19 protein-coding genes are annotated in these 19,200 nt (G+C 43.8%); 9 read left to right on the top strand and 10 right to left on the bottom strand.

Annotated elements, in window-relative coordinates:
- Nucleotides 1–78: 78 nt before the first annotated feature.
- A complete protein-coding gene (locus B2866_RS06565) occupies nucleotides 79–1,347 on the bottom strand; it encodes a CynX/NimT family MFS transporter (protein WP_296191823.1) in 1,269 nt (422 codons plus the stop codon).
- Between the two features lie 235 nt (nucleotides 1,348–1,582).
- On the opposite strand from B2866_RS06565, the gene B2866_RS06560 reads away from it, so the two are divergent.
- The gene (locus B2866_RS06560) at nucleotides 1,583–2,227 is read left to right on the top strand and encodes an HD domain-containing protein (RefSeq protein WP_296191822.1); all 645 of its coding nucleotides are present in this window, start codon (nucleotides 1,583–1,585) and stop codon (nucleotides 2,225–2,227) included.
- Nucleotides 2,228–2,412: 185 nt separating this feature from the next.
- Here the strand turns inward: B2866_RS06560 and asd are convergent, their stop codons facing one another.
- Complete coding sequence (gene asd, locus B2866_RS06555) at nucleotides 2,413–3,249, bottom strand: archaetidylserine decarboxylase (RefSeq protein WP_296191820.1); 837 nt, start codon at nucleotides 3,247–3,249, stop codon at nucleotides 2,413–2,415.
- A gap of 129 nt (nucleotides 3,250–3,378) precedes the next feature.
- Between asd and dtd the strand changes: the two genes are divergently transcribed.
- Complete coding sequence (gene dtd, locus B2866_RS06550; protein WP_296191817.1) at nucleotides 3,379–3,831, top strand: D-aminoacyl-tRNA deacylase; 453 nt, start codon at nucleotides 3,379–3,381, stop codon at nucleotides 3,829–3,831.
- A 49-nt stretch (nucleotides 3,832–3,880) separates the two neighbouring features.
- Here dtd and B2866_RS06545 read toward each other — a convergent pair whose 3' ends face one another.
- A complete protein-coding gene (locus tag B2866_RS06545; protein ID WP_296191814.1) occupies nucleotides 3,881–4,489 on the bottom strand; it encodes a M23 family metallopeptidase in 609 nt (202 codons plus the stop codon).
- 191 nt (nucleotides 4,490–4,680) lie between these two features.
- Here B2866_RS06545 and B2866_RS06540 point away from each other — a divergent pair, with 191 nt between their 5' ends.
- The gene (locus B2866_RS06540; RefSeq protein ID WP_296191813.1) at nucleotides 4,681–5,370 is read left to right on the top strand and encodes a putative quorum-sensing-regulated virulence factor; all 690 of its coding nucleotides are present in this window, start codon (nucleotides 4,681–4,683) and stop codon (nucleotides 5,368–5,370) included.
- Between the two features lie 36 nt (nucleotides 5,371–5,406).
- Here the strand turns inward: B2866_RS06540 and B2866_RS06535 are convergent, their stop codons facing one another.
- Nucleotides 5,407–6,297 carry an alpha/beta fold hydrolase gene (locus tag B2866_RS06535; protein WP_296191809.1) on the bottom strand — a complete coding sequence of 297 codons (891 nt, stop codon included), beginning with the start codon at nucleotides 6,295–6,297 and terminating at the stop codon, nucleotides 5,407–5,409.
- A gap of 522 nt (nucleotides 6,298–6,819) precedes the next feature.
- Here B2866_RS06535 and B2866_RS06530 point away from each other — a divergent pair.
- A complete protein-coding gene (locus B2866_RS06530) occupies nucleotides 6,820–7,497 on the top strand; it encodes a TIGR00730 family Rossman fold protein (RefSeq protein ID WP_296191808.1) in 678 nt (225 codons plus the stop codon).
- A 98-nt stretch (nucleotides 7,498–7,595) separates the two neighbouring features.
- Here B2866_RS06530 and B2866_RS06525 read toward each other — a convergent pair whose 3' ends face one another.
- On the bottom strand, nucleotides 7,596–9,137 hold the full coding sequence (locus B2866_RS06525) for an FAD-dependent oxidoreductase (protein ID WP_296191806.1): 1,542 nt from the start codon (nucleotides 9,135–9,137) through the stop codon (nucleotides 7,596–7,598).
- A 638-nt stretch (nucleotides 9,138–9,775) separates the two neighbouring features.
- On the opposite strand from B2866_RS06525, the gene B2866_RS06520 reads away from it, so the two are divergent.
- From B2866_RS06520 to B2866_RS06510, 3 genes are all read left to right on the top strand, one after another.
- The gene (locus B2866_RS06520) at nucleotides 9,776–10,210 is read left to right on the top strand and encodes a hypothetical protein (protein ID WP_296191804.1); all 435 of its coding nucleotides are present in this window, start codon (nucleotides 9,776–9,778) and stop codon (nucleotides 10,208–10,210) included.
- A gap of 96 nt (nucleotides 10,211–10,306) precedes the next feature.
- A complete protein-coding gene (locus B2866_RS06515; protein WP_296191802.1) occupies nucleotides 10,307–10,474 on the top strand; it encodes a hypothetical protein in 168 nt (55 codons plus the stop codon).
- A 113-nt stretch (nucleotides 10,475–10,587) separates the two neighbouring features.
- Nucleotides 10,588–10,866 carry a type B 50S ribosomal protein L31 gene (locus B2866_RS06510; RefSeq protein ID WP_068405148.1) on the top strand — a complete coding sequence of 93 codons (279 nt, stop codon included), beginning with the start codon at nucleotides 10,588–10,590 and terminating at the stop codon, nucleotides 10,864–10,866.
- A 115-nt stretch (nucleotides 10,867–10,981) separates the two neighbouring features.
- On the opposite strand, the gene B2866_RS06505 is transcribed toward B2866_RS06510, so the two are convergent.
- The 5 genes from B2866_RS06505 to B2866_RS06485 form a co-directional block, all read right to left on the bottom strand.
- Nucleotides 10,982–11,845 (bottom strand): SGNH/GDSL hydrolase family protein, encoded by an 864-nt coding sequence (locus B2866_RS06505; RefSeq protein ID WP_296191800.1) that lies wholly within the window; start codon nucleotides 11,843–11,845, stop codon nucleotides 10,982–10,984.
- Nucleotides 11,839–13,236, bottom strand: coding sequence for a nicotinate phosphoribosyltransferase (locus tag B2866_RS06500; RefSeq protein WP_296191798.1), 1,398 nt, complete (start codon nucleotides 13,234–13,236; stop codon nucleotides 11,839–11,841). Before B2866_RS06500 ends, B2866_RS06505 begins: the two co-directional genes overlap by 7 nt.
- 129 nt (nucleotides 13,237–13,365) lie before the next feature.
- The gene (locus B2866_RS06495; protein ID WP_296191795.1) at nucleotides 13,366–14,430 is read right to left on the bottom strand and encodes a bifunctional nicotinamide-nucleotide adenylyltransferase/Nudix hydroxylase; all 1,065 of its coding nucleotides are present in this window, start codon (nucleotides 14,428–14,430) and stop codon (nucleotides 13,366–13,368) included.
- A gap of 276 nt (nucleotides 14,431–14,706) precedes the next feature.
- Nucleotides 14,707–15,336 (bottom strand): glutathione S-transferase family protein, encoded by a 630-nt coding sequence (locus B2866_RS06490; protein WP_296191792.1) that lies wholly within the window; start codon nucleotides 15,334–15,336, stop codon nucleotides 14,707–14,709.
- Nucleotides 15,337–15,465: 129 nt separating this feature from the next.
- Nucleotides 15,466–16,455 carry an alpha/beta fold hydrolase gene (locus tag B2866_RS06485; RefSeq protein WP_296191789.1) on the bottom strand — a complete coding sequence of 330 codons (990 nt, stop codon included), beginning with the start codon at nucleotides 16,453–16,455 and terminating at the stop codon, nucleotides 15,466–15,468.
- A 412-nt stretch (nucleotides 16,456–16,867) separates the two neighbouring features.
- Here B2866_RS06485 and nfuA point away from each other — a divergent pair, with 412 nt between their 5' ends.
- Both nfuA and B2866_RS06475 read left to right on the top strand, forming a co-directional pair.
- Nucleotides 16,868–17,551 (top strand): Fe-S biogenesis protein NfuA, encoded by a 684-nt coding sequence (nfuA, locus tag B2866_RS06480; protein WP_068405139.1) that lies wholly within the window; start codon nucleotides 16,868–16,870, stop codon nucleotides 17,549–17,551.
- Between the two features lie 247 nt (nucleotides 17,552–17,798).
- Nucleotides 17,799–19,103 carry an O-acetylhomoserine aminocarboxypropyltransferase/cysteine synthase family protein gene (locus B2866_RS06475; protein ID WP_296191785.1) on the top strand — a complete coding sequence of 435 codons (1,305 nt, stop codon included), beginning with the start codon at nucleotides 17,799–17,801 and terminating at the stop codon, nucleotides 19,101–19,103.
- Nucleotides 19,104–19,200 lie beyond the last annotated feature (97 nt).

Below are 19,200 nucleotides of genomic sequence, written 5' to 3'. Positions count from 1 at the left end.
ACGATTTTAAACCATGAATAAAAAAGATAGCGCTTAAAGTTTAGGCACTATCTTTTTTCAATACTCACTTTTTCGCTTTTAAACAACATCTGAAGTTGGTTTAACAGTAGCTTTAATGACTGGTTTGTCCTTTATTTTTAAGACTAGAAAAGTGGCCAAAGCAACGGCAATAATCAGTACCCAACCAGTCGGCGTCCAACTGCCTGTCAGTCCTTTCACACCCTGCATCAGCAACACCATCATAACGCCACCGAGATTGCCCATCATCATTAGCATAGCAACTGCTTTAGCCGCTTGTGAGGCGTGTACGGTATCTTCAGCGGCGGCAATCAGTAATGGATAACCTGCCAATAAGAAAAATCCTAATATAAAGCTCAGCAGTAAAGTCGTCATTCCTGTGGTTAAATAGAGTAAAGGATAGGTGGCGCTCGCACCAATTAGCGTTGCCAATATTAAAAAAATGCGCCGTTTTTGCAGGTAATCTGATAGTAGCGGAATCAGTAGTGCGCCTAAAATACCGCCGACGATTAGCATGGCGGTAATGATACCTGCCGTCGCCTCATTAATACCGCGCGGTGCAAGTATAGGTGCAATCCAGTTACTTAGCCCATTAAAATAACCCATCGCAATAAACACCGCTAATGAGATAAACCATAGCCGTTTGTTTTTTAATAGCGATTCGATTTCATGCAGTGAGATAGCGCTATCTTGTTGTTTGGGTTTTTCAGCGACGACCAACAAAAATCCTACTACTGCCACCGCCGTAATAACAACATTGATAAGTAGCATGCCAGAGAAACCAAATGCCTTTATTAATGGGGCAGGGGCAAAAGCACCAAGAGCAGTCGCCAAAAACATCCCGCCCATAATGACGCCCGTTACCGTGGCAATTTGCGATTTATCAAACCAGTCAGAAGTCACTTGATTGATAGCATTGGTGATATACGGCTGAGCAATGGCGATCAGTAATTGCCCTGCAAATACTAGCCAATAATGATCGGCACCCAACCAGCGTATGATTGAGCCTATCAGCATAAGCAGCGCCGCTAAGCTGACGATTTTTTTATAGCCGATATTATCGAGCACTTTGCCAGAATGAATCGCGAGCAGCACAAAGACAATAGGGAACATCAAGGTTAATAAATTGGCGAAAAACTCATTAACGCCAAAATGCGATTCGGTGCTAATCACAATGGTTGCAAAGGTCAGCCATAAAAACTGATTGACCCCCAGTAAAAGAGAAAAACCTGCGATAATAAGCCACTTATTGGGCGGTTTTTGCTGGGAAATTATTGAGGTCGCGGTTGATGAATTAGCACGCGTTGCAGCATCAGTGGTGGGTGGCATCGACATATCCTTGTCTGGTGTAGGTTATTATCTATTATTTTATAACCTGCCTATCGACTTATTATGAGCATTAGTTGAGTCTTAAACAATAAAAAAATTAAGTCGCTTGCCATTATCCATGGTTTTAGAAAAACCTATATTCTTATGAGCCTAATATAAAGTCTATTATAATAAGCATCTTTGCGTAAAAATGAGATAAAGCGCTAACCATTTACCTGTTAAATTAGAGAAAGCCATGCCTTCAAATGCCACCTTAGCAACCAAGCAAAAACCATTGCCCGACCCAACGCGTGCCTCAAATATCGATATTGATGACATCACGCACTTTTTGCTAGAGCTGGATGCCCTTAAACGTGTCAATCGGCGCAGCTATGTAACGGGGACAACTCGCTTAGAAAACTCCGCCGAGCATTCTTGGCACTTGGCGATGGCATGTTGGTCAATCGCTGAATTGTTTGAGCTTGAGGTCAATCATGAAAAATTGCTCAAGTTGGCATTGATACATGATTTGGGTGAGATTGATGCCGGTGATACTTTTTTATATGCTGAGACGCGAGTTGATGCGCACAATGAAGAACGTGCCGGCATCGCGCGCTTGCAAAGCGAGCGAGGTAATGGGATTGCTGATTTAAGTGAGGTTTGGGAAGAGCAGGAAACGGGTCATAGTAAAGAAACTCAGTTGCTGAGGGTGGTTGATCGTTTATTACCGTTTTTGCTTAACTTAAACACTGAGGGAAAAACTTGGGTGGATGCTAATGTCACGCGCTCGCAAGTGGCTGGTGCGCATGGCTTTATTAAAGACAGTTTTCCGAGTATCCATGAGTGGCTAACAAAACAGATTGATTATGCGACTAAGCAAGGGTGGTTGATTGATGTTTAGGTAAATAGAACTATAATTTACCATTTAAATGCTTATAAATAGCCCGTTATTTTTAAGCATTTATAGTTAGGGCAATGAGCTGTAAAGCCCATTAAAAAGCCCAATTAAGCATGATGATTCATCCTTAATTGGGCTTATGTTTTCATCCTTAATTGGGCTTATGTTTTCATCGTTAAACAGAGGGCTTATTTAGCGTGGGCAACGCCCAATAACTGTCCCATTTTTACCATACTGTTGGCTTGTAAGCTGTCTTGCCAATCGGCTTTTGCGCCTTTTGGTAGAACGACAATCGCCGTTGAGCCTAAATAAAAGCGTCCAAGCTCATCGCCTTTGGCAAAGCTCATATTGTGTACCATTTCTTGGATATCCTCAGTGCGGCTGATTTTACCCGTCGCGACGGTTTCGATACCAGCGACAATCATCGCTCCAACCATGACCACCGCCGCTTTGCCGTACTCTGTGTCAAATAAACAGACCAAACGCTCATTACGGGCAAATAAATCCGGCACGTTTGCCGCCGTGACATTATTGACAGAAAATAGGGTACCCGGTATATAACGGGTCTTGGTCAAGGTACCAGCAAATGGCATGTGCACGCGGTGATAGTTACTCGGCGCGAGGTACACAGTGGCAAAGCTGCCATCGGCAAAATAGCTGCCATCTTCGCTATCAGCGAGTAGTTGCCCAATATCATAATGACGGCCTTTTGCTTGCAGCAACTTATGGTCGCGGATTTGCCCTAACTGCGAGATAACACCATCAGCAGGACTCACAATACCGTTTGCACGGCTATCAATGATACGCGCGTCGTCTTTTAGCTCACGGGTAAAAAAGTCATTAAAGCTTTCATAAGCGTTAAAGCTTTGGCGCTCGTATTCATCTAAGCTCACATTGTAAGCTTTGGCAAAGCTGCGGATAAAGGTGCGCTTAACATAAGGATGGCGGCTGGCGGCCAAACGTCCAGCGACTTTACTCAATTGCTGCTGCGGCACAAATTGTTGAAGGGTGGCAAATAAATTCATAATGAGGCTACCAAAATAGGGTTTGATGTAATAATTAATTAGGCAAGTTAATGGCGGTATTTTATCATGGTCAGGGTATGATTGTATGACCATAAACGGTAAGCTATTTATAAATAAGGAATGCTATAAATGAGAGCACTGATACAAAGGGTGCAGCGCGCCAGTGTCACTGTCGATGCACACTGCGTTGGTGAGATTGAACATGGTCTATTGGCCTATATTGGCTTGGGTCATGATGATAATTTGCAAAGTGCGCAGCGTATGATTGATAAAATTCTCACTTATCGCATTTTTGATAATGATGATGACCCTGCTAAGTTTGGTAAATTGGATAAAAATGTTCAGCAAGTAGGCGGTGGTTTATTACTGGTCTCACAATTTACCTTAATGGCAAAAACCGATAAGGGTCGCCGTCCTGACTTCGGCGGAGCAATGGCACCCGATGCCGCGCAATTGTTATTTGAGCAACTGATAAATTATGCCAAAACTCAACATCCCAATGTAGCGACGGGTCAGTTTGGCGCTGATATGCAAGTATCGAGCGTCAACGATGGACCGTTAAATTTTATATTAGAAGTTTAGAGATTTAACGTTTTAGAAATTAAAGCTTTAAAGGCTAAAAATTTAAAAGCTAGCGTTCAGGCTTTTGTAGCAAAGGATAGGGGTTGACAGCGCTGCCATTGATATAAATCCCGTAATGGACGTGCGGCGGCGTGCCTTTGGCATTCCCACTGTCGCCGACGTAACCAATGATATCGCCGCTATTGACCCAGTCGTTCGGTCTAATATCGGCATAATCCTCTAGATGGGCATAATAATGCCCGGCGCCGCCCGGTCCAATGATAACCACCACGCGACCGCCTAAGCTATTTTCGCCAACTTTACTGACGATACCTTGCGTCGTTGCCTGAATCGGCGTACCTCGCGTGGTAAATATATCGATGCCTTCGTGAGAGCGACCTTGGCTACGCGCAGCGCCCCATGTATCGGTTAGGTGCTGTTCTGGTAATGGCGAGGGCAGACTGTTTTCTGTCGGTAATTCTTGTTGTAATAAACTAAGCTGTTGCCATTTTGCTAGTACAAACGTCTGAGTCTGCTGACTAATACTGGGTAACAGCCTATCAAATACAAATAACAGCATCAGTAACACCGCCGCCTTAATGAATACGTTTAGTATACGGCGTAAAAGGGTTGGCTTTTTACTTGGGCTTGGCTGCGGATTATTGCCATCTGCTAGCATTGATATCTCTTTTTTAAAATTAACGCTCATAGATAGTATAAGAGCTGTCGTCGATATTCTTTGTATACCATTGTTATATTTAGCTTTTATCCCCATAAATACATCGTTGCTTTTAAAATCCACCTGTTTTTTAGATCGATGTAGAAAACCTATATTGCTACCTGTTTTTAAATAATGATGGCCAAATCTTTATGACCGATACTGCGCTGATTATCGATACCGAAACCGACCAAGGCCGTGATCCTAGGCCTATTCAAGTGGCGACAATCAATGTAGCGACAGGATTTGAGTGGATGAAATACTTTAATAGTGGGCGCTCGATATCACCCGTAGTGATTAGAATCCATGGTATTACCGATGACGATGTCGCCGGTCTTGAGCGTTTTGAGCTTGAGCAGTTTGAGTTACCACAGTATTTGATTGGCCATAATGTGCGCTTTGATTGGCGGGTGATTGGTAGTCCGTCCGCCAAGCTGATATGTACGGTGCGGCTGGCGCGCGTGGCATTTCCAGAGTGGAGTGCTTATGGTCAGTCGAAATGCATCGAGCAGCTACTAGGCAAAGGCGAAGCAAGCAGAATGACGATTGCCGCTCATGATGCGCTCGGTGATGCGCGTATGTGTTATCTGCTGTATCAGGCCTGCTGTGAGCGCCTAGAGATTGCGCCGACAGATTTTGCAGCGGCTCACGCTATCGCCAATAAAGCCAATCCGCTGAGTAAAATGCCTTTTGGCAAACATAAAGGCATGCCGATTAAAGACGTGCCAATCAGCTATGTAAAATGGATGCTGGGTAACATTCATAATATGCAGCCGTCGCTGTATTCTGCTTTAAGCAAGCGTGTTAAAGCAGAACAGGCAGCAAAAAATACCCAAGATTAAATACAGTTGCGCTTAAACGGCTGCCCTAAACAGAACTTATGGCTGCTTGGCTAGCCAGTCGACCGCCATTTGCCAAAGCTGCGGGGCTTTAGCGTTGGTTTTGCTACTAAAATAGCGCATATGACCTATACCATTTAAGCCAAATTCTTCGGGGTCAAAATAGCGTTTTTCGACTGGCATTTTGCTAAAGACGCGAATCATATCATCGATATTTTTGCTGTTGGCAATCTCATCATCGCTAAAGCCGAGCCATAATGCTGGCATATCAAGCTCATCGTAAAAATGGGTATGAATACTCTTACCAAAAGCAGTTTTAATATAGCCTGCGCCGTTGCACCACTCGCGCCATTGACGAGCGACGCCACGTGGTAGTGGCTCACCCATGCCGATTTTATCCGCTGGCGTATAGCCTAGCGTTAAGTTGGTGAGCGGAATAAAGGCGTCCATAAAACCCATCGCTTTGAGCTTATAAGGCATGTCCATATTTTTAATTTGCCCTGATGAACAAGCAACATTAAATACTGAAGTAAGCGCCTTATAATTTGGCATCAAACCTATCAGCTGACCGCCGGCGCTATGTCCAATTACATGGTAAGTGCTGTTGGCAAATTCGTCTTGTAAGGCATCAAGGACGGCTGGCATGTCATGGCGACCCCAACTGATTAAAGAAGCATCACATTTCGCCAAATTAGACGATAGCGATTCACCGATACCTTCATTATCAAAGGTTATGACCCCAAAGCCGCTTGCTGCTAAATAAGTGGCAAAATTATGATAAAACTGGCGTTTGATACCAGTAGCTGGCGCGATCATGACTGTGGCTTTCATTTCATCTTTAGGACGATAAACGGTCGCTGCCAATGCTCGATTGCGCTCAGTCATGATGCTTAGGGCATAAATATCTGTTTGATTGTGCGGGTTTTCCATGGTTTAACCTTACTGTGTTTTTTCATTTTTATGAATAAGAGTTTTTATCAGTCAGTGCTTTTTTATGAGTCAGTGTTTTGGGTAAATAAAAATGCTTGCTAGGCGCTGAGCGTTTAAACACTTATGTTTAAACATACGTATTAAGCGTGCAGTCATTAAGCAGTGATGGGTTGCTTACTTTTTAGCCTAATGGGGTGATAACCGCATGATGACCGTATAGCAACACTGCTTATGGTAAAATAAATCTTAGTGAGGAAGGTAGGCGAAAATGACTTCCAAGTTCTGAAAATCACTTCTAATTTCTATCGGCAGGCTCTATAAACAAGTGGCATCGAGTTTATTTTGAGCGCTATTTTCCGGCAATATTTTCCTCAGTATTTATTTTGACCAAATAACACACATCAACAAACCAACATACAGGAATAAACGTGTTTTAATAGCTAAGTATTCAATGGTCTATTAATTAATAGCTAGGTATTTAAGTGTTTAAGAAAAAATCGTTATAAAAATTAAGGAAGCTATATGCAAATGAAAATCAACAATGACACTTATGAAGTCATTACCAGTCAAGATATTACCAATATTGAAAAAGCAGTGGATAAATCAGCGCTCACCATGCCACTGGTGGCGGTTTATTGTGGTTCGCGTTTGGGCAATAATGAAGTCTATGAGCAGGCAGCGCGCGAGCTTGGTAGTGCGCTTGCCGATAATGGCATGGGTTTGGTCTATGGCGGTGCGAGCATCGGGCTGATGGGCGCAGTCGCCGATGAAGTTATCCAAGGTGGCGCGCAAGCGGTTGGTGTCATTCCAACCTTTATGCTCAAGCATGAAATTGCCCATGAGCAGCTGACGCGCCTGCATTTGACCGATACCATGCACACCCGTAAAACGGTGATGGCAGAGTACGCTGATGCCTTCATTACGTTGCCGGGCGGGCTTGGGACGCTAGAAGAAATCATGGAAATTGCCACCTGGCGTCAGCTATATCAGCATGAAAAACCGATGATTATTCTGAATATCAATGGTTTTTATGACTGTATGATTGAGCATTTAAAGTATACTGCCGAGCAAGGGTTTATGAAGCAGCAAGACCTTGAGCGTTTGGTCGTTTGTAATACCATTAGCGAAGCGATTGATATGCTAAAGACCGTCGTAAAGATAGATGACGCCGTTGATACCGAGAAAATGGCGGGTAATTAGCAGCCTATATTTTTTAGCAAGACGATAAAAAAGAGAGCAAGGCTAACGATAAGCTTTGCTCTCTTTTTTGCTTTGACATTATTAACATTTAAATCATTTTAATTCGTCTCGCAAATACCATGATTCACGCTCGCCATTGCCACTGGAAAGCCGCGTTGTTGTGCTAAATGACGCGCGACTTTATCAATTGCTTCGCTATTATTCTGTGCCAAATATGTCCATTCATGCGCATAACGCTGACGGTTTTCTGGTGCCTCAAAATCAACCAAACCAAGCGTCGTCAATTCATCAACGATTTGATCGGCAGCAATCAGCGTCGAGGAGGCTTTGACGTTTTCTGCCCGCGCATAGCGAATATTGGCATATAAGCTGACATCGGCAACGCGCAGCGTATCGTCTTGTCCAGGTATTTGCTGGCCGCCGTATAGCGCATTGCCAACCGTACGCGCGCTATGAAAGGTCGGTACAAATTCAGCCACGTAATCAATCGCTTGCTGGCTGCGCGCTTGCAGCGGCGCTTTATCCCAGCCGTCTTCGATATAGTGCAAGTATTGCGACGGCAATTTCGGTTGGGCGCTATTTTTGTTAGAGGCGACCAAGCCATCATCAAATAAGGTGATAAATTTACTCATGCCATGTATTTGAAAATAACCATTAGGATAAGGCGTTAACTGCGCCATGCCTTCAGGGGTGCCGCGCTCACCGTAAACGATAATTTCTGGTATTTGCCCGCCCGTATCGTCCCAATGAGTAATATAAGAGGATTTAAACTCGACCATACGCGTGACTTTGACACCGACCATATCATCGATGATACCGGTACGAAAACCACAAGCGTTGATTAAGTAATCAACTTCGATAGAATCCGTTTTAGCTTCAGTATCAGTATCAGAGCTCGCTGCTTGCTGATAATCAATGCGCCATCTGGTCACATGATGGTCAGCATTTGAGCAGTTTTCACAATCCACAGGCATGACCTGTTTCACTTGTGTATCGGTAAAGACATGCGCGTGCTCATAGCCTTCTAAAGCCACTTGTGCAGAAGCTGCCAAACGGAAAATATTCCAGCCATACTCTTGTACGACAATCAGCGGAAATTTAACCTTATTTAAATCCAAATACTTAGCAACTGGTATCATCCATTCGTCAACCGTACTCGGCACCGCGACCTGCTCGCGCTCAGATAAAGCAATCAGTTGCTCATGGCTGTAGAGCTGATAGTAGTTTTCAGGTTCGCCAAGTACTTTATTATTAGCATCTTCGGCGATAAGCTCACGATAAGCGTCAGTCAAGATATCAAGGCGTGGTAATAAATCCTCAGGCAAGCCTTCATCGCGGGTAGGCACAGCAAATACCGTCGGACGTACATCAATGGTATAAGGATAAAGGCGCAGAATATCGATACATTGTTTGAGTAGGGCAACGCAATCTTCATCAGGTATTTCACGATATAGGTTGCCACCGGCATGCAAATGACACATCGGCGGACCATCAATCAGCGAGGTATTTTTTTCAAATAAATAAGTTTCAAGTCCTAATGCGGCAAGGCGAATCGCGATGGTTGCACCCGCTGTACCGCCACCGAGAATACCAACCCGTTTGGTGCTAGGCGCTTGATTGTTCGTAACAGAATGAGTCATTGTCGTTGTTATATCCTTAATCGCATTCCTATTATCAGTCAGTAGGAATGGCTCGGCGTCTTTGTGAAATAATTCGTTGCTGAGTTGCTGAGTTGCTAAATATCTAAGTTTTTAAATTTCGATTTCTAAGCTCTTATATCCGCCGAGCTTATATAGTAAATACGGCGTTTCTTTTATGCATACTCATGTCTATTTTTTCTTATAGGACTACCGATATGCGTACAGCAACCACTAAGTTCAACAGTCATTTTGAACCGCTATAGTCACATTTACAGGCACATTTACTATTGTGTAGTAATTCTTAATTTTACTGGCTTATTCTACGAAAAAATACGCGTATTGGCATAGCAAAAACGTAAGTAGATACATAAGTTTTGTCAATGAATAGCGAGAAGAGGGCCGACTAAAGCACAAAATTAGAAAAGTTTTTCTATAGATTAAAGAGTAGATTCTACTTAATTTGTAATCTTTATGCGCTTTTGTAAATTTATATGATGCGAGAAATAACTGATTTTATGGCTGTGCTATATTAAAAACACTTAAGGTCAGCTTTAGGCAGCGTTATGTATTAAGCTTTAAAATTGCAGACCACAAGAAGCAATCTAAAAAAATTTTCCACTATTAACAAGGACGTTACTATGAAACACCTACTTATGTTATCTGTCATTTCTGGCGCGTTAGCGTTTAGCGGTTGTTCTACGTTTAACAACATGCTTGGTAAGGACGATTCGGGCATGCATGATGTGCAAGCGACCACCAAGAATACCGCGCCTGTTGCCGGTAAAAATGGCATGTTGGTCGATGCAACCAACCATATGACCTTATATACTTTTGATAAAGATGCTATGAATAAATCAGAATGTGGCTCTGCCTGTCTGCTCGCTTGGCCAGCGTTTTTGGCACCAAGTAATGCCAAAGCGTCAGGGCAGTTCGCCGCCTTTAAACGTGAAGATGGCAAGTATCAGTGGGCAATGAATGGTAAACCTTTATACTTTTACGCTAATGATACTAAGGTTGGCGATAAAGATGGTGACAACAAACTTGGCGTTTGGCATATCGTAAAAACCAAATAACTTTCCATTTTTCCAAAAGTAAGCTTTCAAAAAATAAGCTTTCCATAAAAAAGGCAGCTAGAGTGACTGCTTTTTTATGGTTGTTTATGCGATTTTTTGACTCAGCATAATGGCGTTAAGTCGAGCTTATGGCGTGGTCTTATCGTAGAAGCGGCTTGCATCGAGCAGCAAAAACCGTTAAAATCGCGGTTTGATTTTCCCGCTGGGGAAAGGCTAAGTGAGCAGCGGTATGGTGTTGGGTGCTGGAATAAGCCAGTGACGTAATTGCCAGACTGAAAGATGTCCTTAGTGCCTCAGTTACGTATGTGAGTGTGCTTGATAGTCAAAGATGCTATTAAGCCAAATGCTTTCCATACATCGGACATAGAGAGTTTATTATGCGTAAAGATATCCATCCTAATTACCAAGAAGTTTTGTTCCATGACACCAACGCTGACGTGTTTTTCCTAACGCGTTCAACCGTTAACACCAAAGCCACTCGTGAATACGAAGGTAAAGAATACCCATACTACCCACTTGATATTTCAAGTGCGTCGCATCCATTCTATACTGGCGAACAACGCAAAACGTCTACTGAAGGTCGTGTTGCAAGCTTCAACAAACGCTTTGGTGCGTTTGGTGGCCGTAGCAAGAAAGCGGCTGATTCTGCTGAATAATTTATACTTATGGTATAAAGATATTTCGCTAAGCAGTCTTTTGCTAAGCCATAAAAAAACCGCTGAACATTCAGCGGTTTTTTTGTGCAACTTTTAATATTAAGTTCTGCAAGGCTCAATCATTTGATTTAGTAACCGAACAATCCAGTAAGGCAACGATTAGCTCTGCCACTTGCTGCGCCCAATAGCCATACATCAAACTGCTCGGATGAAAACCGTCACTGGCAAACATCACTCGGATATCGATTGGGGTACCGTTAGAATGATCTTCTATCATACGAGCAAAGTCGGTTGCCATATAGGTAACATGATCGTGAGTAGCACAAATTTGCTGCAAGGTGCTATCAAGGATAGAGGCTTTGGCACCAACGAAATTATTCAATGGCGCGGGAATTGCTGGCATTTGCGCCATCGGCGGTAAGCTCAAAAAAATCAGCTCGCGCACGCCAAATTTACGCTGAGCAATAGCAATGATATTTTCAATCTGCTGTTGCCATTGATGAACAGAAACGTTGGAGGTAGTGTCATTAACGCCGACACTTAACACCATCACATCGATAGGTTGGCTTGGCACAGGCAATACATAAAGCCTGCGCAAAATATCAAAACTGGTATGCCCCGTAGTCGCTTGCAACGACCAGTTTAAGGTATCAAATGCGCTTTGGATAGCAGGCTGCTCGGTCAAGCGAGGTATCAAATGACCAACGAGCGCCTCTTGCTGGGTCTGACTACCGACGCCAGCCGCTGCTGAATCGCCAACGACCATCAGGTTCAGTGTTTGCTGTGTATCTCTTGAGGTATTGGCAGAGCTGCTATTTGCATTGTTTAATTGAACCCGACCATGCCTCTCACCATTTGGTTCAGGCAGGCGCACGGTATCGCGTTTGATTTTATGTCCTTGATACAGGTACACAGGGGCGAGCAGCACGTCTCTTGCAACCGAAGCTATCTTATTCTGCATTTTTTTAGTAGCTACCATCCTGCGCGCTCCCGAATCATAGTAAGGTTATCATCAATAAGTAATTTACCATCGATATATACATCGCGTAATAGGTTATCTTCAGCTGTCTTTAAATCATCCGCTTTAATAGTTTTTAGTGTTCCGCTGCCATTTTTTATGAGTGCCAAACGCCCTTTCTTTGAGCGTTTTGAGCGGCTAGTGACGGGGTCCTTATAGATATCTTTCCATACGCCATTGATAGAGATGGCACTGGCTTTCATCGCCCAACTCATGGTATCGCGATTGACTTGCTGTAGTAGTCCGCCGCCCATGCCAAAGGTGATGTTGTCGGCGCTAAAACCTGCGTTTAAGACTACATCGATGATTTTGCCTAAGCTTTGCGGGCTGATACCATCGCCTTGGATGACCCGTACATAATCAGGCAGCACTTTATAACCTTTACTATTAATGCTTGTACCGAACTTCACCGCCAAGCGTTCTAAGGCTTCGCGCACCACTTTTGCAGGATCGCCACTGTCAGGTCGAATAACTAAAGTCCCGCCCATATTTTTGACGTCGTCTTTTAGGCTACCGCCCCAAATATTATCAATGGCATTCCATAAGTCGTAGCTGTCAGATACCACCGAAAAACTCTTACCAGCGCCGCCAAACTGCTCAATCATATTGGCAAAGGCGGCGGTTTCTCCATCAAGGCCCCACGCCGTCATGGTACTGTGCTCAGCAGCAGGAATAGAGAAGGCTGGCATCTCTTTATCCATCTGATACCAACGACTGGCGGCAACCAACGCCGTCATCGAATCAGTACCAGCAAAGTTCACCAAATGCGCAAGGCTGCCAAGCGCCACAGATTCTTGACTAGACGCACCGCGCGAACCAAAATCATGCAAACGGAAAATCAGCGATTCGGTATTGTCGGCAGATTTTTCTAGTGCCTGACGTATGATGCCTTTGCAATAATGTGAGACGCTCGCAACCGTTGAGGGATACCAAATCGCCCGCAGTAATGCCGTTTCGAGATAGCTTGGAAGCCAATAGAACTCAGGGTCAGTATTGATAATTTGGCAGACCACATTGGATGCTGGAACCACGCTGCCTTCAGGAATGGCTTCGATACGCAGTGGCAGATAGCCGCCATGCTTATCGACCAGCAGCTCCCAACCGGCACGGTTAAAGGTCAAGCCATGCGCTTGAATGACCGTTTCGGCTTCATCAATATCTTGATGGGTGATTGGGGTGCTTAAGTATTCTTTGATAAAGGCTTGCAGACCAAAAAACACCACATCATAATCGCCTTTACGTGCTTCGATGTAGCTTGACAGATACTCGCTACCGCTTGGATATTGCACCCAATGCGAGGTCTTATAACTGTCGCTATTTAATATTAAATTGTTTAAATTGCTGGTATACATCACAGAACTCCTCTGCTTTTAGATGCCGCAGCTGTTTTTTAATAACCGCTGCAGCGGTGAGCCATTGCCGTCTATCAGCGCTGGCGTGAAAAATGGTTAATAAAAATTATATAGGTAAATGGTAACAAGCTATAAGCCAACCATTTTAGCGATAATCGCATAATGGTCTTCAAACATCATGGTGGCATCAAGCTCTGCAAGCGGTAGCCAAAACGCTTTAGCTGCATCGTCGCCACCTTTTACTTTTGGCAACCCTTTTGGGTCATTTTTTAGCTGAAAATAAAAGGCTTGGGTAATCGTACGCCCACGCGCCGAGCGATACGGGTCGTCAAAGGTATGCTGGCTGTGACAAGAGCCACGTAGTACCGGTTCAGGCACTTTTAGACGGGTTTCCTCGCGTAGCTCGCGGATACAGGCATCAAAAAGGGTTTCTTTTGGATTCAAAAATCCACCCGGTAATGCCCACAGCCCGCGTCCTGGCATACTGCGGCGTTCAACCAATAAAATATGCCCTGATTGTACGACAAGCGCATCAGCGGTCATAAAGGTTGGTGGATAAGGCGCAGACTCCCATTGTCTTTTATATTTATCAACGAAATCAGCTTCTTCATGCAGGTTTTGATAAATATCAGTCTTTTTGAAGTCATTGAGGACGTTGCGGGTTGATTCGGGGGTGCGCTCAGGCGTTGGCGTGGCGCCCATTAAATAACTGTCGCGAATAGGTGTCGCGGATAAATTGTGATAATTGGGCACAGAAACTGACGCCCAATTTGGAAATAAGGATAAATAATAAGATGAGCTGTCTTTTGAATGACCAATCAGCCCAATATCAGACTGCAAGTCGCCGGTGACGGATTTGACGCCCGCTTGCACATATTGTAGCCAACGCGTGTCATTGTAAAGCGCATCGTCGAGTGCGACGCAGTGGATACGCGCCGCTTCTGCTGACGAGTAGGCGTTCTTTATCATCGTCGCGCGCTCATCGACGCTAAATGGATTACGTAGGCTGCGCGGGAGGTTGGCAGAACCAATCAGCATAATGACGTTATCAGCACGTTTTAATGCTTCATCGACCACCGCTTTGTGTCCGCAGTGAAACGGCTGGAAACGTCCGATAAATACCAAATAACGGTAGTCTCTATTGTTGTTTTTATCCGAGCTTTTATCCGAACCTTGCTCTGCTGATTCACTCATAACGACCAACTCCTAACTTACTGCTATCAATTATCAATTCAAAATGTCTCAAAGAGGCTAATACTGACACAGCCTATATCTGGCTGACAAGTATAAAGATGTTTAGTGCGGTGACTTTATCGCTTTAGCAAATGTTACATGATGGTTTTTAAGCCATGAGTTTTATTTTAAAGGATAATATTTTTATAGATATAAAAGCAAAAACCCTTCTAAGAACTAGAAAGGTTAAGGTTAGAAAGGTTTTTGCAAACGCTCAAAGCATTAACCCTATCAAATCTAGAGTGATGTAATTTTTTCTAAGCCTTGTTGTTCAATGACGGCAGTCAAACCTTTATCTTCTTCAATACGTTTGACAAAGGTATCAAGGTTTTTATAGTCAGATAAATCAATCTCAAACTTTTTCGCCCACGTTAACGTGATGTATAAGTAAATATCAGCCGTGGTTTTGCTGCCTGTTAGATAGTCGGTTTTACCGAGCTGCTCGTTGGGCAGTCTAAGCAAATGGGCGATTTTTTCTTTGGCTTTTTGCTTTAAGCTTTCTTGTGCAGCATCGCCTTCAACGAACCCATCAGGGCCAAAGAGCGGGGCAAAGGCTTTATGCAGATCGGCATTCAAAAACCCTAGCCAATGCATCAGATGCCCTTTGCCAGCTGGCGAGGTATCTGAGCCAAAGATATTGGCATCTGGATAGCTGGCATCGATATAGACTTGGGTGGCAATGTTTTGGGTAATGATAGTGTCGCCATCGACGATAGCTGGCACCGCGCCTTGCGGATTGATACGTAGATATTCTTCTGATTTGACCGAATCATGATCTAACAGCTTGAGCTCGTAATCTGCGCCCGTCCATTCGAGGGCGGTGTGCGGTACAACGGCGCAAGTTCCTGGTATGACATATAACTGCATAAACTACTCATTTGGATTTACTATAGCGTTCAATCCAGTCTAAACAGCCAATCTGGCTAAGTCAGTTATATTGTGTGAAGTTAGTTTTAGGAGATGTAGCATTGCCATACTTTTTTTATCTTGCATGCGTCATCCTGCATGTTGCTCAATCCATGCCGCCACCGTTGGCCAAATCTCTTTGGCAGCCGTACGACTGTTTAAGATGCGGCTATGGGTATAATCGTCCAAGTCACCATGGCTCCGCGCGTATTCGCGAAAAACGTTGGCTGAGTTCTTGTTGAGCGAGTGATTAAAGTCGTTAAAAAGTGACAGGCAGCCTCGAGTAGGTGAGATAAATTTATCACCTTTAGCGCTGATGGCATAAATGGGTACAGTAATATTCGGCATATACGGTCGATAATCAAAAATTTCACCGTCAATAGTATTTTTCTGGCGAGTGCTGCTATCAAAAGCACTTTTGTTAATACCATTAGCATCTATATCACTTTGCTTAATAAAACTGCTGTGAAAGTTTCTATGCAAATTCCACTCATACCATTGGCTCATAGTGAAGTAGCTTTCATTGATAGGACCCAGTTTGAGTTTTTTGGCAGGTATATAGCCAAATAGACGGGTAAATATCTTGGCGGCGATAATTTTAAAGTAGTTCTTCGGATTGACGATGGCGCCGTACACTTGGCAGGCAAACATGCTGATGCTATTGATTTTATTGATATACTGCGGGTGTTGAATGAGAAACATCGTTAAGCAAGCACCGCCGCCGCTATGGGTGACGCAGTGTAAATTGCTGAGCTTTAATTCGTTAAATAAATAATCGAAAGTGGCGGCAAAATCATAGGTTGCAACGGTTTCGAAATTGAATTTGTCTGTTGGTGCCGAGCTTGCACCATGAGCGCGCCATTCCATGATATAGCAATGATGGCAAAGTCCAGCTAGGTATTCGGCGATTTTTAAACAGGTTTTTCTGTCCGAAAAAGTGCCATGGGTTAAGAAGATATTTTGTCCTTGATGCGCATTAAGGTTAGATAATTGATGGCTTTTTTCATTATCAAAAACTTCCCAAATAGCGATTTGTACGGCATCTTTGGTGGTCACAAAATTTATATTCTCAGTTAACATACTGCTCTCTCAAAATAGTTAAGATTCTGATATTTATTCTTCTAAAATTTTCATAAGCTCTTTGGTGCATTCTACGCCCGATAGACTTGATAAGTCTGCATGCTGTCTTTATATACTATGAAGATAGAGGCAGCTTACTATAGGTAAGCCTTATAAAAATAGCCATTGCTAAAACATCCGCCATTAAAATACCAGCGCTTAAAACCGCCACTGCTAATTCACACTAGCCCAGTCGGAATTATGCGTTAAGTGCGCTATAATGGAAGTCATAAAGAAACATTTATCATGGCTAAAGCAATAAAACGATACGCCACGATGATAGATACTCTCATTTATCCCACTCTCACACACCATTGACGACACAGTAGACGTGGCCAATATAACGCTTGTGTCATAACACATAGGAAGCATTATGAGTGAACACAATCCAACTGATACTCAAGTAGACCCTACTGCCGATTACGAGTCAGCATTAGATACTGAGCAAACCGAAGCTAAAAGTAACATTACCATCACTGAAGCTGCGCAAGGGTATTTGGCAGATTTACTGGCGAAACAAGATACCGATGGTATCGGCGTGCGTATTTTCGTTGAACATCCAGGTACACCGCGTGCCGAATGCTGCATGGCTTATAACCAGCCGGGCGAAGAAGACAGCGCTGATTTAAAACTGACTTATGACGATTTTTCGGCATTTATTGAAGCGGCGTCCGTGCCTTATTTAGAAGATGCGGTGATTGATTATAATAAAGACCGTTTTGGTGGGCAGTTGACATTCCGCGCACCAAACTCAAAAGTGCCAAAAGTTGGTGCCGATGCCAGTGTCGAAGAACGTATCAATTATGTCTTACAGTCGGAGATTAATCCAAGCTTGGCCGCTCATGGCGGTGATGTACAGCTGCTTGAATTGGTTGAAGAAGAAGGCGTTGGTCTGACCGCGATACTAAAATTCGGTGGTGGTTGCCAAGGCTGTTCAGCGGTTGATATGACCTTACGTCAAGGCGTTGAAGTGCAGCTGAAACAGCAAATTCCCGAGCTGACGCAAGTCATCGATGAAACTGACCACACACGTACAGAAAACGCTTACTATAAATAGAAAATGACGAGTCGTTATAAAAATAGCGCCGATATCATCTAAGAATATGCTTATTAGTTTCATTGCTTATGAATATTTGTCATTAAGAGATGAAAAAATTGCTATTCTTTTAATAAAGAAGCTGGGTTATGATTAACTCAGCTTTTTTTTATGACTTTTTGTTATAACCATTTTTGATAAATGAAATATGGGTTTAATAACCTATTAATACCCCTCTAAATATCCCATGAAATTTTAGGAGCACCTGATGAGTGACGGACAACCAGCTAAGCAGAATACCCAGCGCCTTGAAACCTTAGCCATTCACGCCGGCTATAGCGTCGAGCCAACCACCAAAGCGGTCGCCGTGCCTATTTACCATACCAGCTCGTATGCCTTTGATAATACCCAGCATGGCGCCGATTTATTTGATTTAAAAGTTGCTGGCAACATTTACACCCGTATCATGAATCCGACGACGGCGGTGTTAGAAGAGCGCGTTGCGGCACTTGAAGGCGGTATCGGGGCGCTAGCGGTTGCCTCTGGTATGGCGGCTATCACTTATGCGATTCAAACCATTTGTGAAGCAGGTGATAATATCGTCGCCGTATCGACCTTATATGGCGGCACTTATAATTTATTTGCCCATGCTTTGCCGCGTCAAGGTATCGAAGTTCGCTTTTTTGACCATAAAAACCCTGAAGCGATTCGTGATTTAATTGATGATAAAACCAAAATGGTCTTTGCCGAAAGTATCGGTAATCCACTGGGTAATATCGTTGATATCCAAACACTGAGTGACATCGCCCATGAATATGGCGTACCAGTGGTAATTGATAGTACGGTTGCGACGCCAGCGCTGTGCCGTCCATTTGAGTTCGGCGCTGATATTGTCATTCATTCATTGACCAAATATATGAGCGGTACGGGCACCTCAATTGGTGGCGCGATTGTTGATAGTGGAACTTTCCCTTGGGGCGATTATCCTGAGCGCTTCCCATTACTAAATACTCCAGATGAAAGCTATCACGGCGTAAACTTCGTCAAAGACGTTGGCGCAGCAGCATTTATTGCCCGTGCTCGCGTCGCGCCACTGCGTAATACCGGCGCGGCAATCAGCCCGCTCAATGCCTTCGGAATCATGCAAGGTATGGAGACGTTAAGTTTACGTATGGAGCGTCATGTCCAAAACGCCCAAGCAGTTGCTGAATATCTACGCGACCATGATAAAGTTGCTTGGGTGAAGTATGCCGGTTTGCCAGATCATCCTGAGCATGAGCTTGCGAAAAAATACATGAAAGGTACGCCATCTGCCATTTTAACCTTTGGCGTAAAAGGGGGCCTCGAAGCAGGCGCGCGCTTTATTGATGCGCTGCAACTGATTACGCGCTTGGTCAATATCGGTGATGCTAAGTCGCTCGCTTGTCATCCAGCGACCACCACTCATCGTCAGCTGAACGAGCAAGAGCTTGACAATGCTGGGGTTAGTGCGGATATGGTGCGTTTATCGATTGGTATCGAGCACATTGAAGATATTAAAGCTGATTTAGAGCAAGCACTTGCCGCTGTTTAATTGAGCGATTATTTTGTTTTATAAATGAATACTAAAAAGCCCATATCCGATCATATGGGCTTTTGCTTATTAGATGCTAAAGTTTTGTAGGCAATCC

The sequence above is a fragment of the Psychrobacter sp. UBA3483 genome (assembly GCF_002377905.1).
Taxonomy (GTDB): domain Bacteria; phylum Pseudomonadota; class Gammaproteobacteria; order Pseudomonadales; family Moraxellaceae; genus Psychrobacter.
This window is presented reverse-complemented; position numbering and strand designations above follow the sequence as displayed.

Coding starts and splice junctions, on each gene's coding strand:
- B2866_RS06485 (WP_296191789.1), bottom strand. CDS start 16,455: ATGTTAACTGAGAATATAAATTTTGTGACCACCAAAGATGCCGTACAA.
- B2866_RS06505 (WP_296191800.1), bottom strand. CDS start 11,845: ATGGTAGCTACTAAAAAAATGCAGAATAAGATAGCTTCGGTTGCAAGA.
- B2866_RS06475 (WP_296191785.1), top strand. CDS start 17,799: ATGAGTGACGGACAACCAGCTAAGCAGAATACCCAGCGCCTTGAAACC.
- B2866_RS06565 (WP_296191823.1), bottom strand. CDS start 1,347: ATGCCACCCACCACTGATGCTGCAACGCGTGCTAATTCATCAACCGCG.
- B2866_RS06535 (WP_296191809.1), bottom strand. CDS start 6,297: ATGGAAAACCCGCACAATCAAACAGATATTTATGCCCTAAGCATCATG.
- B2866_RS06490 (WP_296191792.1), bottom strand. CDS start 15,336: ATGCAGTTATATGTCATACCAGGAACTTGCGCCGTTGTACCGCACACC.
- B2866_RS06545 (WP_296191814.1), bottom strand. CDS start 4,489: ATGCTAGCAGATGGCAATAATCCGCAGCCAAGCCCAAGTAAAAAGCCA.
- nfuA (WP_068405139.1), top strand. CDS start 16,868: ATGAGTGAACACAATCCAACTGATACTCAAGTAGACCCTACTGCCGAT.
- dtd (WP_296191817.1), top strand. CDS start 3,379: ATGAGAGCACTGATACAAAGGGTGCAGCGCGCCAGTGTCACTGTCGAT.
- B2866_RS06520 (WP_296191804.1), top strand. CDS start 9,776: ATGAAACACCTACTTATGTTATCTGTCATTTCTGGCGCGTTAGCGTTT.
- B2866_RS06525 (WP_296191806.1), bottom strand. CDS start 9,137: ATGACTCATTCTGTTACGAACAATCAAGCGCCTAGCACCAAACGGGTT.
- B2866_RS06540 (WP_296191813.1), top strand. CDS start 4,681: ATGACCGATACTGCGCTGATTATCGATACCGAAACCGACCAAGGCCGT.
- B2866_RS06500 (WP_296191798.1), bottom strand. CDS start 13,236: ATGTATACCAGCAATTTAAACAATTTAATATTAAATAGCGACAGTTAT.
- B2866_RS06530 (WP_296191808.1), top strand. CDS start 6,820: ATGCAAATGAAAATCAACAATGACACTTATGAAGTCATTACCAGTCAA.
- B2866_RS06495 (WP_296191795.1), bottom strand. CDS start 14,430: ATGAGTGAATCAGCAGAGCAAGGTTCGGATAAAAGCTCGGATAAAAAC.
- asd (WP_296191820.1), bottom strand. CDS start 3,249: ATGAATTTATTTGCCACCCTTCAACAATTTGTGCCGCAGCAGCAATTG.
- B2866_RS06510 (WP_068405148.1), top strand. CDS start 10,588: ATGCGTAAAGATATCCATCCTAATTACCAAGAAGTTTTGTTCCATGAC.
- B2866_RS06560 (WP_296191822.1), top strand. CDS start 1,583: ATGCCTTCAAATGCCACCTTAGCAACCAAGCAAAAACCATTGCCCGAC.